This is a genomic window from bacterium (genome assembly GCA_035691305.1).
In the GTDB taxonomy this organism is placed as follows: domain Bacteria; phylum Sysuimicrobiota; class Sysuimicrobiia; order Sysuimicrobiales; family Segetimicrobiaceae; genus DASSJF01.
Genome location: DASSJF010000082.1, coordinates 20,358 through 36,667, shown reverse-complemented (window position 1 = coordinate 36,667; position 16,310 = coordinate 20,358). Strand labels below are relative to the sequence as shown.

Genomic DNA, 16,310 nt, shown 5'->3' with positions numbered 1-16,310 from the left:
GAGCACAGCCGCCGAGCACGACAACATGCGTAGACCGACGCACGGTGCGCCTCCCGTTCCGATCTCGATCTGTAAGACCGGAAAGGCGCCCAGTTTGTGACGCGCTTATCGTGTCGCGGGTGGAGCGGCCTCGCGGAGAAGCCCTCGAAGCAGGTGCACGGCCGCCGCTTTGTCGAGCGGCTCGTTCAGGTTGCCGCACTTCGGGGACTGGATGCAGGAGGGACACCCGGCTTCGCACGGACACGACTCGATCACCTCGAGCGTCCGGGCGAGCAGGCCGTCCAGCAGGTCGTAGCCCTTCTCCGTCACGCCGACGCCGCCCGGATACCCGTCGTAAATGAAGATCGTCGCCCGGCCGGTCTCGGGGTGCACGGGGTAACTCACCCCGCCGATGTCCCACCGGTCGCACATCGCAAAGAGCGGCAGGATCCCGATCGCGGCGTGTTCGACGGCGTGGATCCCGCCCGCGAGATCGAGCCCCCGGTCCCCGACGCCCGCCGCGACGGCGGGCGGGAGCACCAGCCAGAGCGCGGTCGTGCGCAGCTCCTCCTCCGGCATCTCGAGCGGATGAACGCCGAGCACCGTCTCGCTCGCCAGCTGCTTGCGACGGTATTCGATGACCTGCTGCGTGACGCAGACGTCCCCGAAACAGGCCGTCACGCCGGATGAGCCGAGCGGCCGGGAGGCCCGCTCGCCTGTGATCGTGAGATCCGTGAGCACCCGCGCCTCGGTGTAGTAGCCGCCGTCGTCGCGCTCGACCAGCGCGTGGTGCGTCTCGAAGTCCAACCGCAGCACGCGGTATGCTTCACCCTGGTGCAGATAGATCGCCCCGGGGTGCACCTGCTCGAACGCGCGCGACGAGTCCACGGTCCCGAGCAGCCGGCGGGACTCGGCTTCCACGATCCGGTAGGCATCGCCGGACGCCGCGCGGATGTCGACCTGGCGCGCCGGGTAGGCGCGCGTCCGCGGATGCCACTTCTCCCGCCGGCGGACAAGCTCCCCCAGTCCCTCGAGCGCCCTCGCCACCTCCGCCATCCGCGGCCCGAACAACGCCTCGTCCCTCACGTCGAGCGCGAGCTCCGCCGCGGCGCAGCGAAGGTGGGCCGCGAGGATGTAGGGGTTGTCCGGGTCGACCGTCGCGTGCTCGACCGGCCGCCCGAAAAAGTAGGCCGGGCGCCGCATGAGATATTGGTCCAGCGCATCTTCGAGTCCGATGAGCACCGAGAGGGAGGCCTCTGTCCCCCGCCCCGCCCTCCCGGTGCGCTGCCAGACGCTTGCCATCGTCCCCGGGTACCCGACCAGCACCGCCGCGTCGAGGGCGCCGACGTCGATCCCCAACTCGAGGGCGCTCGTGCTCACCACCCCGAGGAGTTCGCCGCGAAAGAGCCGCTGCTCGATCGCGCGTCGGTCCTTCGCCAGGTACCCCGCGCGATACGGGCTCAACTGCGAGGCGAGCGCCGGCGCGTCCGAGAGCGCATCGGTCGCGTACTTGTAGACCAGCTCGGTGATTTTCCGCGCCTTCGTGAACACGATGGTGCGGGCGGACCGGCGGACGAGCGACGCGAGCAGCCACGCCGCTTCCGAGTACGGGCTGCGCCGCCGCATTTCGCGGCGCGCAACGACCGGCGGGTTCCAGAGCACGAACCGGCGAGGCCCGCGCGGTGCTCCGTCGTCGTCCACGAGCCGCAGGGGCCGGCCGGTGAGCCGGCTCCCGAACTCCTGCGGGTTCGCGATCGTCGCCGAGGTGCAGATGACCTGCGGCGCGGACCCGTGCACCCGGCAGGTCCGCCACAAGCGGCGCAGCACGAGCCCGACGTGGCTGCCGAAGACGCCGCGGTAGACGTGCATGTCGTCGAGCACGACGTACCGCAGCGACTTGAGAAACGGCCGCCACCACCGGAAGTGCTGCGGGAGGATCCCGACGTGCAGCATGTCGGGATTGGTCAGGAGCACGCGGCCGGCCTGGCGCAGGCGCCGGCGTTCCTCCGCCGGCGTATCGCCGTCATAGGTCCCGTAGATCAAACCGGGGAGCAGCGACGCAAACTCGCCGATCGCGTCCGCCTGGTCCTGGGCGAGCGCCTTGGTCGGATAGATGAAGAGCGCCCGGGCGTCGGGGTCGCGGACGAGCTCCTCGAGCACAGGCAGCAGGTAGCAGAGCGTCTTGCCGCTCGCCGTGCTGGTCGTGACGATGACCGACTCGCCGTCGCGGATCGTGTCGAGCGCCGCCGCCTGGTGCGTGAAGAGCCGCGTCACGCCGCGCCGGCTCAGTGCATCGGCGAGCGGCGCGGAAAGCGGCCGCGCCGGCTCCGCGTACCGCGCGGATCGGGCCGCAAACGCCTCCTCGTGCACGATCTGATCGCGATAGCGAGGGTCGCGGCGGACGTCGGCAAGGACGCGGGCAACATCCACACCACGATGTTCGCGGCGGCGGGAACGGGCGCCTTGCGATTGCCGGGACGCGGTCCGCCGGGGTCGGGACGCCTAGTGCGTGATCAAGTTGAGCCCCAACGCCAGGAACCCGGAGAACATCACGCCGAGCAGCCAAAAGAACTGGCTCCGCATCTCGGCGCGAACCTGGGCGAAACCCGCGTTCATTCGTTGATCCAGCACGGTGATGCGGTTCTCGACGAAGCCGAGCCGTGTCTCCAACGCACCGAGACGTCGATCGACCTGCTCGCACGCGCCGTCGAGACGAGCGGTTCTAAGTTCCCAAGCGTCCGCCGCCATCGCCGTGTGCTCCTGCGCATGTGATCTTATCGCGCTCGACCGCACTCAGGTCAACCGCGTGTGCCGGCCCATGTGAGTGACAAGGCGGCGCAGTAGCTGCGGCTCCAACGCCTCCACCGCGCGTCGCTCGAGCACAAAGAGCGGCTGCACGCGTCGCACCCACCGAAGGGCTACCCATCGGTGCACAACCGCCGGCGCTCTCTCGCGCCCGCCCAACAACCGAAAAGCCACCGCGGGTTGGACCCGCACCTCAACCGCGCGATCTCCGCGACACACAACATGAGGATCGGGGCCATCGCGGTCGCTGCCCAGGAGAGCTCGGACGAAACCGTTCAGAGTGTCGGCATCGTCAGCCGCAACCACAGGAAGAACAGCGCCGCCCGCCTCGACGGGAGCCGGCATCGCTCCCTTGGGCGACGCTGTGAGCGCGTCGCCCGACGACCGGAGCCGATGCCTGATCGCAATCTCCACGGTCGACGGGGCGATCTCCGGAATCAGCCCCGCGTACGGGAAACGCGCGTGAAACGGCGGACACCACAAGCGCGCCGGCGGCAGACGGGAGCACCGCAGCAAGATCTCATCCTCCGCCGTGTCGATGCCTTGAAGGTCCTCAGGCTTGCTGAGCGGTACCTCCACCAGGTGCGTCTGCGCGGCGTCCCGACGGCCGTTTCCACCCCAGACCCGACTGTGCGACGTCCGCGCAACCGTTGTCGTGCCGAGGGCGTGGCTCAAGCGTTCCGCGTCCGGATCCGCCAATGACGACAAGTAGATCTTCGTAACGAAATTGGCCGAGATCGCCGCCCAGCCGCTTGCCCCATAGACGGCTTCGCCCTGAGCCTCGCTCTGCACCGTCGCGACAATGGCCACGTCGCGGCTCCGGAACGTCGCCAAATGGTCCGCCAGACCGGGCAGCGGACCCCACGCCGGCAGCTCTTCGAGGACGTACACCACCGGAACCGTCTCGTCACCCCCGCGCGGCTGCAGCATCTCCGCGGCGAGCATCCGCATGAAGAGCTGACAAACGGGACGGAGCCGTAAGAGGGCGGCCTGCGGCACCCCGATCAGCAGCAGTGTCGGCTCGCGGCGCAGCCGCGCGAGTGAAATCGCGTCCGGCGCCTGATTGTCGCCGGGATCCGCGGTGGACAAAGCAACACGTTCGTCAGCCCACGGCTCCAGGCGGGCTGCGATTCCCTGCAGGATGCCCGCCCGGTCTTTCGGCAGCATGGCGCCATAGGCACCGAGGCGCGCGTTGATCTCTCCTGCGCGCGGATGCCGGCGGAGATACGCGACGACCGCGTCCGGGCCGGCCTCGGCAAGCGCACGCAGGCGCGCGATGGAGGGCGCGCCGCCGTCCGTCACCACGCCCCAAACGAGCGCCGCGCAGACGTGCCGCTCGGCGCCCGTCCAATAACCGAAGTCCGCCGTTTCCCGAGCATCGTCGGGAAAGAGGTGCACCGCAAGCGCATAGGCGTCGCCCATCGAGCGGCATGCGCCGAGCGGATTCCACCGCAGGGAGGCGCCGTCCAGCGGAGCGTAGACGAGCACGGCGCGGCCGTGGCGCCACCACTCCGGAATCGCGCCGGCGAGGCTGTCGCGTTCGCCGTACTTGAGATCAAAAGCCACGGCCGACACACCCGCCGCCGCCGCATCCGCAAGCGCCGGCAGTATGACCGCGGTCGTCTTGTGGGCGCCGGTAAGTCCAGTGATCAAGACGTGTCTTGCGAGATCCGCGGCGGGCAGACACAGGCGAGGACCGCGCAGGCACGCCGGCGCCGCGGATCGCGAGAACCGGCGCCACCAGGCGAGGGCCGCCGGCCACGGAGGAAGGTAACCCAGCGGGAACCACGCCGTCAGGGACGGCCGAAGGCGCCGGCAGAGTTCGCGACGTCGCGCAAAACGGGCGTCTCGTGAAGCGGATGAACGGACCGACATCTCAGCGGACGAAAGGGATGCCGTATCCTTCAGGAACGGCACGAACGACCACGCCGCACCGCCAGCCCTGCCACACGACGAAGGCGAAGACGGCGTACCCGCGCCGTTCATAAGTCCTCAGATCGGCAATGGCGGGAGCGAGCGACTTCGCGGCTTCAAAGATAGGATCTCCCGGAGCGCGAAGGCCCGAAACGACCTGCCGGAGCTCCGGCGTATCGACCGGCCCCATCGACCCACGCCGGACGGCTTCCGCCAGGCGGTTGCCCGCCGCGACCGCGATCGGATCGTCCGGTACGACCGAGGAGCCGTGATCGATGCGGCCCGGTGCCGTCACAAGAATCATGACCGCACCGACCCCCGGACAGCCGCTCCAGAAGTACGGGACGTAGGGATACACGCTGACATCCACCGGAGCGTCGGGCCAGTGGCGGACGACTTCGACCCGTCCGGCCGCGGCGTCGACAAACGACAGGACAGCCGCGCTGAAGCCGGCCGGGATCAACTGCCCGCGGGCGGAAACGGGCGTCCACACCAACCACGCCACGATCGCTGTTCCGAGAACCACCCGCCACCGGCTCGCGCGCCGCTTCACTGCCACGGCCGGCGACTGCCGCGCAGCGCCGCGGCGTCCTGCGCACCACCAGCCCCCTGATCCGCCGCTGCGCGCTGCTCGAGGAACCCCCCCGCCCCCGCGCCGACGCTTGCCTCGGGCACGCCGCGGGCGGCGCGCGCGTACGCCACGGCAATCTGACCGCGGGCCCACATCGGCCCGGCCAGCACGGACTGCCCGAACGAGGGACTGTCGACAAACTGGGCAACGAGCCGTTCGACGCGAAGCATTGCGTATACCCCGATCACCGTACCGACGAGCATGAGGAACAGGAGCACGGCGAGCCGCCACAAGATCGCGCCAAAGCCGGCGAGTCCCGTGCCGCTCTGCGGATCGGTTGGAAGAGCGGCGGCGACCTCGCGAAAGGGTACAATGACAGCGAGGTACAGTGCCGCGGCGTGTACCAGCCGCACGCAGAATACCACGAGCCCCACCCGCACGACGATCAGCGCCCACCGGGCCGTCCATCGTTGCGTCGAGGGAGCGGCCAGGAGCGCGATCGCCACGGGGGCAAGGAACAGAGCCACGAGCAGCGTGAGATGCGCGAAAAAAAGAATGGCCAGATACACCGCGGTGCCGATCCCAAAGAGCACGACGCCCAATCCCGCGCCGGCGACCAGCACGGCGATGGCCCACGGATAGACGAACCACGCCGACGATACGCGGAGCATCTGACCGAACTGGGGAATCAGCGTACTCTGCACAAATTGACTCCACGTCTGCCCGATGAGGCCGTCCAGGACGGCCGCACCGGCGCTCCGAAACGTTTCGAAGCCGAGAAGAATCGCGCGGGTCAACCCGCCGATTCCCGAGAGCAACCCTCCCACCAGCAGCAAGCGCGCAAACGCGCCGACTAAGTCGGGCTCGCGGCCCGGCCTCGTGGAGACCGCGATGTGGGCGAGCCAGACGACCGACAGCACAGCCCAGGCCAGCCGCATGATAGACGCGGTCGCGCCGGTCGTGACCAACCAGGCGTCAAACGACGCAAAGACGTCTGCGATGCCGTGCTCGAGGCCGGTCACCGGCAGCGCTCAGTACAGCGGCCCGATCCGAATCTCATCGGCCGGCTCGCCCGCCCCGAGAAGCAGTTGCCGCAGGAAATCGGTGCCGCCGCGGGCGGCGTCCGCGAGTCCGAGACGGGCGTCGAGAGCGTCTCGATCCCGCTCGAGCGCACGCTCGGTGAAGAGCCCCGTCGCCGAGGCGAGGCCGCCGATCTGGCTGCTCAATTGGGCGGACTGCTGCATGAGGCCGACAAGGCGGTCCGCGAGGGCGGTCGTGAGGGCCGCCTGATCTCGCAGACCGGCGCCCGCGCCCGCCACGAGCAACTCGATGCCGGCGCGCGAACTGGGGAGATCTCGGGCGCCGGATGCCAGCATATCCGCCGCGCTCTGCGCCGCCGCGACCGCGAGAGGCAGCGAGGTGTCGCCGGCGGCCGCTGAGGCAAGCGCCTGCGTGGAGGCGGCGGCGATCTCCTGTTGGGCGGCACCGGCGATGAGCTGCTGGTCCGCCGCCGCGATCGTAACGGCCTCGTGGGACAGTTGAGGGCTGCCGGCGATGTCCCGTCGACGCCGGGTCTGGGCCGCATCCGCTAGATCGAGCGGCCGGAGTTTCGCCAACGCGCCGGCAATGATCGAACGCCACGCGTCGGGCAGGCCCGCCAGTTGTGTCAGCACGTCGGCGGGCGCGACGGGCCCAGGGACCCCGATCGGAAGCGGTAGCACGATTTGCGCCAGGGCCGCGGCTGCGGTTTCGCGCAGCGACTCCATGAACTGACGGAGTTTGTCTACGCCGGCCTGCACGACCGCGATAACGTCTCCGAGCGCGATCGCGGCGGCCGGGCCGATCGCGCCCCCGGACGGAGCAGATCCGGGCCACGCAGGTCCGGCGGGGTCCGGAATCGCCGGGGGCCACGGAAGAAATGGCGGTGGGGCAATCTGAGCCGCCGCGCCGAACGTGCAGAGCAACGGAAAACCGGCCAGGCCGGCCGCGATGGCACAAACCCGCAGCACCCGGCTCATCCTACGGATCCACATCGTTCCCTCCGCCGACGCGCCAGCTCGTCAATGGCCGGCCATGCGCCGATTTTCGCAGCGAGGCGGTCGCGCTCGAGGCATTCGGCCGCGGTCGTCGTGCCGATCAGATAGTCTTCGGGAATCTCGCGCAGAACGACGACGCCGCCCTCCCGCCCCTCCAGTAGGTCGAGGAGCACGAGCACTTCGTTGAGCACACCGGGCCGCTGCGTGAGACTTTTCCACAGCATCCGGTGTTGGTCGTTGAGATTGAGAAGCGGCGCCACGCGGTCGATATCGGCCGCTCGCGTCAGCACCTTGAGCGGCGCGTTCTCCAAAATCCCGCGCGCGTGTTCGTTCTCGAAGTCACCCAGTCTTTGGCTGATGGCCATAATCCCGGCACCAAATTTCCGAAACCGGCGAAACATCCCGACGAGGGACTCCGCCGCGACCCGGTTGAGCAACGACGCCCATGTTTCATCGCTCACGACATACTTGAGACGGCCGCGGTCGGAACGCACGCGCTGATAGATCAGATGGTTCGCGAGCAGCGCGACAATCGGCGCGAGTTCCGGGTATTGTTCATCGAGGCCCTCGGTGTCGAAGCAGACGATATCGGCCCGCAAATCCATCGTGGACGGCCGGTCGAGCAGACGCCCGTACACGCCATCGTGGATCCACAGATCCAAGCGCCCGGCAAGGTCCGCCGCCGTACGCCAATCGTCGGTCCCCGCCCCCCGTGCGCCCGCCTGCTCGAATGTCCGCAGCGTGTGGCACACATCATGAAGAAAGACCGGCGCGCCGCCGGCACGCGCGTACGCCTGCCGGATCGCGTCGTCGATCAGTGCCATTTCCCTGCGCCCCGGCGCCTCGCCGGGCTCCGCAACCATCAGCGCGATCAGCGCCCGGAGTAGCCCGAGATGCGCGGGATCGGGTTCGGTTTCTCCGGGCAGCAGCGCGAACGGATTGATCGACACGTCTGCGCCCGGATCGATATGCACGTGCTGGCCGCCGTACACGTGGCAAAAGGTCCGGTAGGCGCCGCCCTTGTCCACGATGAACACGACGGGCTCGAGCACCAACAGGCGAGACAGCCAGGCGAGGGCAAAGTGAGTTTTGCCGCCTCCGGACTCGCCGACCACGACGGCGTTCCACGACGGAAGGCGCGGGTCGAACGGATCGAGCGCAACGAGACTATGCGCGCGGGTCGTGAACAGACACACCGGGCGTTCGGCTCCGCGCCAGGGCGCTGCGCATGGGAAGAAATCGGCGGCGTTGCTTGTCAGCATGCGAAGCAACCGTTCGTTGGGCAGTCCGCTGAAGGGCGCCAGTTGAAAGAACTGTCGTCGAAGCGCGACCGATTCAATGCGCGCGTCCACGCCGGGAATTTGTCGGAACGCGTCAAGGGCCCGGCGGGCGGCCTCACGCGTCCGCTCGGGGCTCGGTTCCTGGACTACGACTGCCGCGCCGACCCGCATCACGCGCTCGCCGGTCAGCTGCATCACGTCCAGAGCCCCGGCCACCTGCTGCTCGACGGCTCGCGCATTCGAATCTCCGCCGTCCTGAGCGAGCACTGCCTGACGGCTCAAGCGGCTCTTCAACTCGAGGCGCTTCAGTTGCTCGGACCGCCGGTCGTTCCAAGCTTCCACAATGAGCCAGTAGGAGCCGGGCAGTTCGAGCAACGGGGCGATGAGGTTCGGCGTCGTGGGTCGATCGGGCAGGACGTCCATCGCGACGACCGCGTGGGCACACCCGTCCATCCACAAGAAATCCCATCGACGGTGGAGGTCGGATCGCACCAGCGCCGTTCGCAGGGAGCCGCGGCCAAACGACGGCTCCGTTTGCAGGAGCCGCCGGGGGATTTCGAGCGAGATGTCTACCGGGGCCGACGGCGCTCTATCCCGCCTCTTTCGGCCGGGGTTGAAGAACCGCCAAATCACGGCGGAGAGTCCGCCATCATCGAGCGGGCAGGCGCTAAACCCGCAGCGCGCGCAGTGTGTCGTCATTACTTCCCGAAGCGCGTGCAGCTCGACTTGGTGGATCCGGTAGGTCTCGGCGTCCACCGACGTCCACCAGCGCCGCGCACGCCGCGGAGGATGATACGACAGGTCCAGTACGAGCCGGTAGTTCGCGAAGCGGCCGGCATCGTGCTCGGCGGCGAGCGCAGCCGTCCGGCGTCGGTGGAGCTCCAACACACGCTCCTGCTGCGGGCGCGCGGGAACTTGGGCATGGGCGTGAAGCACCTCGCGGCAATCGTCGTGCACTTCGAGCAGTACGCGGAGACATTCACCTTCCGGGACCGCTGCATTGAACAAAGTTCGAAGCTGGTCGTTGCTACGGGCGAGCTGCGCAGCATCCCACAATTCCGTTCCCGGAAGCCTGAGCTCGAACCCCAACCGGTAGCTACCGTCACGAAGCACGACGGCGCCGTCCCGGATGGTCCAGTACGGCAGCTCACGCGTCAGATTTCCGGGCGGTTCAAACGGCCACATCAGTCGTCAACCGACGTACGGATTGACGTCCCGATCGGCCACGAGCTCGTACGAAGCGGGCTCACCGACAAACTCCAGGAAGTGTCGCAGGAAATGCCGAGGCGCTCGCTCGCGGACGCCACGCCAGGCGGCGAAAACCAGTCCCGTGGCGCACGCGGACACCCCGGCCTCGGCACGAGGCCATCCGAGTGCCTGTCCGACAAGCAGATCACTCACCCGGGACAACACCACGAACGCCACGCCGAGCCCGAACCAGTCTTCGAGCTCCACTCCGAGGAACGTGACAGGAGCATCCAGCTTGCGGTACACGGCATGTCGGGGCAGCACAACGTACCTCCTCGACCCTACCCGTGGATCATCCGAATAATCTGCCCGCCGAAGAACAATACTACGGAACCGATGATCACCCACAGGGCGTTCCGGATGCCGTTACGATGATCGGCAATGATCACCGCGCCGGCGACGAGCAGCGCCGCCGTCGCATAAGCCAGCCCGAACGCTCCCGACAGACTCAGGGCCGCCTGGTTGAAGAGATTGGTGAGCGGTGCAAAGAGATCACCGCCGGCGCCGGGCGTCTGAGCGTAAACGCGTGTCGTCCCGGACAGGACGATCACGGCTGTCAGAGCGCTCGTTACAGCTCGCATTTTCAAGGAGCTCCGGTGATCAGAATGAGGCACGGCGCGCCCGGTCCCACTTCGAATGTTTCGATTGCGATACGTGCCGTCTGCGAGTTGAGCATGTCGGCGAAGTGTGACGCCGCGTACGTCCATCCGGGCGCGGGTCCACCTACGGTAATCTGCGTCCCACCGTCGGACACCGTAAATTGAGCGGCGCGCGCGACCGCCTGAACGTACTCGGACGCGGCCTGCGCAACAGCCGTAATCGAGGCGACGACGGTCGCGCCCGGCCGAATCACGGCTCGGCCTGGCAGGCCCGGCGACATGCTTTCGGGATCGAGCGCCACCCCGTTGATCCCCGCGAGCGGCAGGCCGACCTCGGAGCTGGCACCCGCGTGATCGACCGCGCGAAAAGAGATGTGAACCCGGCGATCGGACTGAAGCCCGGCGTAGCCGAGCCAGGTTGAGCCGTCGCCGCCCTGGGCGACCACGGGCACGGGCGGGACGTCGGCCGCGACGATCACCGCCGTCACGAGCCGCGCGGCGATTCGATCGCCAACCTTCAGCGTTGGAGGACCGAGCAAGGCGCGCGGTGCCGCCGGTGCCGAACGCGGCTCCGGCGATGGAGCGGTGTCCCCGGTCGCATCACGGGCATAAACAACGGGAGAGCGACGCACGGCCGAACCGCCCGGCTCCGCGTCGGCCGGCGCGCGGTTGAAGACGATCGACGGTGGCAGTGGCGCGCCGGCGAATGCGAATCCGCCGGGCCCCTGCAGTGCGAGCGGCGGAACCGGCGGCAACTGTGGGGTCGCGCGAGCCGCCACCGGAAATTTTGCGGCAGCGGCCAATACCGTGTGTCCGGACGCGGGCGGCCACCACGGACCCTCGCGTGCCGACCGAGGGCCAATCGTGGATCGTCCGGTGCGCAAGGACAGACCAGCCGGCTGCGTCACGGGAAAGGGCGCGCTTCCCGCCGGCAGGCGAGTCGGCCGATGGAGCAGCGAGGAGATTCCCGCCGTCGCGAGCATTACGACGGCGAGTGCGAGCGGCACCGCGGCTGCGACGCGGCGTTTGGCTACAAGCCGGTCGCCCGCTTCGCTCTCGTACTCACCCCAGCCGAACAACACGCGCCGGAGTGCATTGCGGCGATGACGGCGGTGCAGGGTCCGCTCGCTGTCGAGCCGGACGTCTGACCCCGAAAGCGTGTCGAGGATTTCTGAATAGAGCGCGGGCGATTCTTCCGCGAGACGCGCGAGGGCCCGGGGCACCGCGGCCGGCGAGAGATCAATGTCGTCGCCCAAGACCGCGCGGATGCGGGCGGCTGACTCGGAGCCGAGCGTAATTTCCATGTCGGGCTTCTCCAAGACGGGCGCGGATGTGTATATGTTTCAATGTACAAATATCAATATACGGAAGCGGCCGGCTTCGTCAAGAGGCGAACGCCTGCTCCTAGACGAACGAGAAGAACGCGATGTCAGCTCCACTCGATGACAGCCGGCGACTCGGCCCGGACGCGCTCCGCCGCACCTGCGACGCCGCGAGTCTCGGCTTCAAGACCACCGCCGAACTGCAGTCGGACGTGAGTCCGCGGCTGGTAGGCCAGCCGCGCGCGGTGCAGGCGCTCGACTTCGGCATGCGCATCGACCAGCCGGGCTACAACATTTTCATCAGCGGGCCGTCCGGCACGGGACGCATGACCTTCGCGCGCACGGCCGTCCAGGACGCCGCGAAGGAGGGGCGCGTCCCGCCGGACTGGTGCTACGTCCGCAACTTCGCCTCCCCGAGCCAGCCAATCGCGATCATGCTGCCGCCCGGACTCGGCCGCAAGTTCCAGCACGACGTACGGGAACTGCTCGTCGAGATCCGGGAAGGCCTCCGCCAGGCGTTCACGAGCGAACTGTACGAACGCCGGCGCGCCGACGTCGTGAAGCGCTACGAGCAGCGGGTCGGCCAGATCTGGGAGAACCTCGAGACCGAGGCCCGCGGCAAGGGCCTCATGCTGCAGCGCACCCCGACGGGCATCGCGACGGTGCCGGTCGATCTGCAGGGCAAGCCGGTGCCGGAAGAGGTGTTCAACCAACTGCCGGAGGCCGACCGGACGAAGCTGCAGCAGCGCACGACCGAACTCGGCGATTCCGTGACCGAGGCGCTGCGGCAGGTGCGGGCGCTCGAACGGGAGGGCCGCGAAGCACTCCGCGACCTCGAGCGGCAGACGGCCCAATACATGATCGACGCGCCGATCCAACGGCTCCGCGAGCAGTACGCGGACCACCCGCGGGTGCTCGCGTTCTTCGACGCCGCCAAGCAGGACATGCTCGACCATCTCGCCGAGATCACGCAAACCGGCGACGACGAGGGCCAGCGCCCCCCGGAGTTGCCCGGCATGCCGCGGCGGGACCCGGTCGCGCGCTACCAGGTCAACCTGCTCGTCGACCACGCGGACACGAAGGGCGCGCCCGTGATCGTCGAGACGAACCCCACGTATTACAATCTCGTCGGCCGGGCGGAGCTGCGCGTCGAGTTCGGGGCCCTCGTCACGGACCTCAGCATGATCAAGCCGGGGGCGCTGCACCTCGCGAACGGCGGCTACCTCATCCTGCTCGTCCGCGACGTGCTGACGAGCCCGTTCGCCTACGAGGGCCTCAAGCGAGCGCTGCGCGGCGGCGAAATCCGGATCGAGTCGCTTGGGGAGGCCGCCGGCGCCTTGCCGACGGCGACCCTGCGCCCCGACCCGATCCCGGTCAACATCAAGGTCATCCTCGTCGGGACCCCCGATCTCTACCACCTGCTGTACGCGCTCGACGAAGACTTCGAGCAGCTGTTCAAGATCCGGGCGGACTTCGACGTCGTGGTCGAGCGCACGCCCGAGACGATGCGCGAGTACGCGCGCGTGATCACCGGCATCGCCCGGCGCTGCGGGGTCTGCGAGTTCGACGCCCAGGCGGTGGCCGAGGTGATCGACCACGGCACCCGCGTCGCGGGCGAGCAGGGCAAATTGAGCACACGCTTCAACGAGGTCACGGAAATCGTCTTCGAGGCGGCGGCCTGGGCCAAGAAGGCCGGCCGGGACATCGTCACGCGGGAAGACGTGAAGCGGGCTGTGGAACAGAAGGCGCATCGCAGCAACCTGATCGAGGAGAAGATCCGCGAGGCGATCGAGAACGGCCAGATCCTCGTCGACACGGACGGCGCGGTGGCCGGCCAGATCAACGGGCTCGCGGTGCTCCAACTGGGGGACTATGCGTTCGGGCAGCCGAGCCGGATCACCGCCCGCGTGTACGTCGGCTCGCGGGGCGTCGTCAACATCGAGCGGGAGACGCAGATGTCCGGGCGGATCCACAGCAAGGGCGTCTTCGTCCTCTCGTCGTTCTTCGCCAGCCGGTTCGCGCAGCAGGCGCCCCTCAGCCTCTCCGCCTCGCTCGCCTTCGAGCAGCTGTACTCCGAGGTCGACGGCGACAGCGCAAGCTCGACCGAGCTCTACGCGCTGCTGAGCGAACTCGCCGGCGCCCCGATCAGCCAGGGCATCGCCACGACCGGCTCTGTGAACCAGCGAGGCGAGATCCAGCCGATCGGCGGCGTGAACGAAAAGATCGAGGGCTTCTACCTGACGTGCAAGGCGCGCGGCCTGACCGGCCGCCAGGGCGTCATCATCCCGCACCAGAACGTCCGCAACCTGATGCTGCGCGCCGAGGTGGTGGACGCGGTGCGCGAAGGCCGATTCCACGTCTGGACCGCACGGACGATCGACGACGGGATCGAGATCCTGACCGGCGTCCCGGCCGGGACGCCGGACAAGGACGGCAACTATCCGGCCGGCACGATCAACGGCCGGGTCCAGCGCCGGCTCGCGGATCTGGCGCAGCGGCTCCAGAAATTCGGGGACCGCCGCGAGGTGCGCGAAACGATTATCATGCAGGGCGGACCCGCGACGCCACCGCCGCCGGGACCGCCGCCCGGCCCGCCCGAACCGCCTCCGCCCGGCACTCCGCCGCCCGAGCCGCCGCCGCCGGTTCCGCCGCGTCCCGGCGCGCCGTCCACGGAGAACGCGCCCCAAGACCGGTAGGATGGCGTGGCCTAACGGCAGCGCAGAACCCCGAACGGTACCCCGGTCGCCGGCCTCCCGGCGGCCGGCCTGATACTAACCGGCCGTGTGCCGCCTGCGGGCCGGCCGACGATGCGCCACCTGCGGGACCGGCGCCGCGCGCCGCGGACTCGTCCGGCCGGAAATCAACTGGCCGATCCGAGTGTACACGCGCCGGAGGCCCGTCCAAGTGTTAGGATCGTCCAGGCCGCGACGGGTCAGGTAGTCGTGCAGCAGGGAGAGCAGCATGCCCGACGACATCCGGCTGAGCAGCCGCCGGCTCGCGCGGGCGACTGCCTCCAGTTCCACGATCTGCTCCTCTAGGACGTCGTCGTCGAGGTCCTCCCCAGCCCGCTGCCGCCGTGCGTGGACCAACTCGTGGAGGATCGTGAATTGCTTCTCCGGCCTCGGCAGCCCGGCTTCGACCCAGATCTCGTTCCCGTCGTCCCCCATGTTGAGCAGACCGTCGAACGTCGTATCGGGGCTCAGGGGGATGTCCGTGAGCTGTCGGGCCAGCGTCCGGAAGCGGCGTAGGTACTTCTCGCGAATCACGTAGGAGCGTCTCGGGAGCCGCGTGAGGCGGGCGGCCCGCTTTCCCGAGCGAACGAGATGAATGCCGCCCACCGCAGGGCGCCTCAGGCGCACGGTGCGCGTCCGTGTCTTGCGCGACATATGTCCTCCGCTTGACTCGGTGCCAAAATGTACCCGGCCAAACGATGGCGAGGAGCCGAATGTTCCGGGCGAGGTCGGCAGGCGTCGATCAGGTGTTCGGGTCAATTTTCCCGTGCCGGTGTCCGTTCTTTTCCCAGGATGGGATGCCGGACAACGACACGCTTCCCCAAGGCTAAATTCAGGGATTTACTGAGAGGTCGCCGTTCTATGCGGGCGCCGCGGGCTGTGGAAGGCCGCGGCCGGAAACTAGGCGGCGGCGGCCCGCATGTGCTACTGTGAATCCGGCCCCGATCGTCTAGGTCGGCCTAGGACATCGGCCCTTCAAGCCGGTAACGCGGGTTCGAATCCCGCTCGGGGCACCATGCGTTTGACTGCACCCGGCTGCTAGATGTTGTCAGAAGGCACGTGCGCTGTCCGGCCTAACCGCAATGCGCGCGCCCTTACATGATTGAAAAGAAGGATCGTCTGCCGTCGTGTGTTCACCGCAATCGCAAGAGCCAAGAGCACGAAGATTGCGTGGTCGGTAACCTGCACCCATTCGCCGGTCAGCCAGAACCTACGGGCGGTCAGAAGCAGCAAGTAAGCATACTGAATCTGTCCAACCAGCTTGGCGGTGACGGTTGGGGCGAATACAATGTCTCCCGCCGAGACCGCATACAGGGTTTGCGTGACCGCCATGAGCAGGCCTGTCACCAGTATGACGGCCCATTTCCACCAAGGTAGGAGCCCGATAATGAACAACACCGTGAACAGGACGTAGATGACCACAAAATCGATTGCGCTGTCGAATGCCCCGCCGAAGTTGCGGACCCGCGGCATCAAGCGGGCGATCCGACCGTCAATGAGATCGCTGACAATCACGGCGGCCAGCAGTCCCGCTCCGAGCCCCGCCAGCCGTTGTGCGAGCGCATAGACGAGGAATGGCAACAGCACGAGTCGGCAGCCCGTGACTGCATCGGCAAGCGTGAGCGGCGGATTCGCCACGGAGAGCCTGCGCTCGGCGGGCGCCTTGCTCACCATGCCTCCCGCAGGAGGCGTCGCCGGATCGCGGCCGGGGTTGCTCTTGCGCCCTTGCTCAGCTGCCGGCGCGCGAGGGACATAAGAAGGCGCTACCGCGGGAACCAAGTCCCGCAGAACGGGTATGGACACGCCGTCACCGAGTCGGGCGCG

At 68.2% G+C, this 16,310-nt stretch carries 14 protein-coding genes and 1 tRNA gene; 3 read left to right on the top strand and 12 right to left on the bottom strand.

Annotated elements, in window-relative coordinates; genetic code table 11:
• Positions 1 to 105 precede the first annotated feature (105 nt).
• The 10 genes from VFL28_15665 to VFL28_15620 form a co-directional block, all read right to left on the bottom strand.
• Complete coding sequence (locus tag VFL28_15665) at positions 106 to 2,409, bottom strand: DEAD/DEAH box helicase (protein HET7266100.1); 2,304 nt, start codon at positions 2,407 to 2,409, stop codon at positions 106 to 108.
• Between the two features lie 72 nt (positions 2,410 to 2,481).
• A complete protein-coding gene (locus tag VFL28_15660) occupies positions 2,482 to 2,727 on the bottom strand; it encodes a hypothetical protein (GenBank protein ID HET7266099.1) in 246 nt (81 codons plus the stop codon).
• Between the two features lie 45 nt (positions 2,728 to 2,772).
• Positions 2,773 to 4,659, bottom strand: a complete 1,887-nt coding sequence (locus VFL28_15655; GenBank protein ID HET7266098.1) for a type IV secretion system DNA-binding domain-containing protein — start codon at positions 4,657 to 4,659, stop codon at positions 2,773 to 2,775.
• Between the two features lies 1 nt (position 4,660).
• Positions 4,661 to 5,203 carry a hypothetical protein gene (locus VFL28_15650; GenBank protein ID HET7266097.1) on the bottom strand — a complete coding sequence of 181 codons (543 nt, stop codon included), beginning with the start codon at positions 5,201 to 5,203 and terminating at the stop codon, positions 4,661 to 4,663.
• A gap of 44 nt (positions 5,204 to 5,247) precedes the next feature.
• A complete protein-coding gene (locus VFL28_15645) occupies positions 5,248 to 6,291 on the bottom strand; it encodes a hypothetical protein (GenBank protein ID HET7266096.1) in 1,044 nt (347 codons plus the stop codon).
• A gap of 9 nt (positions 6,292 to 6,300) precedes the next feature.
• A complete protein-coding gene (locus VFL28_15640) occupies positions 6,301 to 7,302 on the bottom strand; it encodes a hypothetical protein (protein HET7266095.1) in 1,002 nt (333 codons plus the stop codon).
• Positions 7,284 to 9,770, bottom strand: coding sequence for a TraC family protein (locus tag VFL28_15635; GenBank protein HET7266094.1), 2,487 nt, complete (start codon positions 9,768 to 9,770; stop codon positions 7,284 to 7,286). The genes VFL28_15640 and VFL28_15635 overlap by 19 nt, the downstream gene beginning before the upstream one ends.
• A 6-nt stretch (positions 9,771 to 9,776) precedes the next feature.
• Positions 9,777 to 10,097, bottom strand: a complete 321-nt coding sequence (locus VFL28_15630; protein HET7266093.1) for a hypothetical protein — start codon at positions 10,095 to 10,097, stop codon at positions 9,777 to 9,779.
• A gap of 17 nt (positions 10,098 to 10,114) precedes the next feature.
• Positions 10,115 to 10,384, bottom strand: coding sequence for a TrbC/VirB2 family protein (locus VFL28_15625; protein HET7266092.1), 270 nt, complete (start codon positions 10,382 to 10,384; stop codon positions 10,115 to 10,117).
• A 32-nt stretch (positions 10,385 to 10,416) separates the two neighbouring features.
• Positions 10,417 to 10,971 (bottom strand): hypothetical protein, encoded by a 555-nt coding sequence (locus tag VFL28_15620; protein ID HET7266091.1) that lies wholly within the window; start codon positions 10,969 to 10,971, stop codon positions 10,417 to 10,419.
• Positions 10,972 to 11,379: 408 nt separating this feature from the next.
• On the opposite strand from VFL28_15620, the gene VFL28_15615 reads away from it, so the two are divergent.
• Together VFL28_15615 and VFL28_15610 are read left to right on the top strand one after the other, a co-directional pair.
• A complete protein-coding gene (locus VFL28_15615) occupies positions 11,380 to 11,580 on the top strand; it encodes a hypothetical protein (protein HET7266090.1) in 201 nt (66 codons plus the stop codon).
• A gap of 278 nt (positions 11,581 to 11,858) precedes the next feature.
• Positions 11,859 to 14,450: an ATP-binding protein gene (locus VFL28_15610; protein HET7266089.1), complete on the top strand. Its 2,592-nt coding sequence runs from the start codon at positions 11,859 to 11,861 to the stop codon at positions 14,448 to 14,450.
• 75 nt (positions 14,451 to 14,525) lie between these two features.
• Here the strand turns inward: VFL28_15610 and VFL28_15605 are convergent, their stop codons facing one another.
• Positions 14,526 to 15,140, bottom strand: a complete 615-nt coding sequence (locus VFL28_15605) for a hypothetical protein (protein ID HET7266088.1) — start codon at positions 15,138 to 15,140, stop codon at positions 14,526 to 14,528.
• Between the two features lie 284 nt (positions 15,141 to 15,424).
• On the opposite strand from VFL28_15605, the gene VFL28_15600 reads away from it, so the two are divergent.
• Positions 15,425 to 15,502: transfer RNA gene (locus VFL28_15600), tRNA-Glu, on the top strand.
• Between the two features lie 22 nt (positions 15,503 to 15,524).
• On the opposite strand, the gene VFL28_15595 is transcribed toward VFL28_15600, so the two are convergent.
• Positions 15,525 to 16,160, bottom strand: coding sequence for a CDP-alcohol phosphatidyltransferase family protein (locus tag VFL28_15595; protein ID HET7266087.1), 636 nt, complete (start codon positions 16,158 to 16,160; stop codon positions 15,525 to 15,527).
• Between the last annotated feature and the right edge of the window lie 150 nt (positions 16,161 to 16,310).

What these genes read in the sequence shown, in the direction of transcription:
- VFL28_15660 (HET7266099.1), bottom strand. Translation starts at nt 2,727, where the DNA reads ATGGCGGCGGACGCTTGGGAACTTAGAACCGCTCGTCTCGACGGCGCG.
- VFL28_15655 (HET7266098.1), bottom strand. Translation starts at nt 4,659, where the DNA reads ATGTCGGTCCGTTCATCCGCTTCACGAGACGCCCGTTTTGCGCGACGT.
- VFL28_15640 (HET7266095.1), bottom strand. Translation starts at nt 7,302, where the DNA reads ATGTGGATCCGTAGGATGAGCCGGGTGCTGCGGGTTTGTGCCATCGCG.
- VFL28_15635 (HET7266094.1), bottom strand. Translation starts at nt 9,770, where the DNA reads ATGTGGCCGTTTGAACCGCCCGGAAATCTGACGCGTGAGCTGCCGTAC.
- VFL28_15615 (HET7266090.1), top strand. Translation starts at nt 11,380, where the DNA reads ATGGAGCAGCGAGGAGATTCCCGCCGTCGCGAGCATTACGACGGCGAG.
- VFL28_15610 (HET7266089.1), top strand. Translation starts at nt 11,859, where the DNA reads ATGTCAGCTCCACTCGATGACAGCCGGCGACTCGGCCCGGACGCGCTC.
- VFL28_15605 (HET7266088.1), bottom strand. Translation starts at nt 15,140, where the DNA reads ATGTCGCGCAAGACACGGACGCGCACCGTGCGCCTGAGGCGCCCTGCG.
- VFL28_15595 (HET7266087.1), bottom strand. Translation starts at nt 16,160, where the DNA reads ATGGTGAGCAAGGCGCCCGCCGAGCGCAGGCTCTCCGTGGCGAATCCG.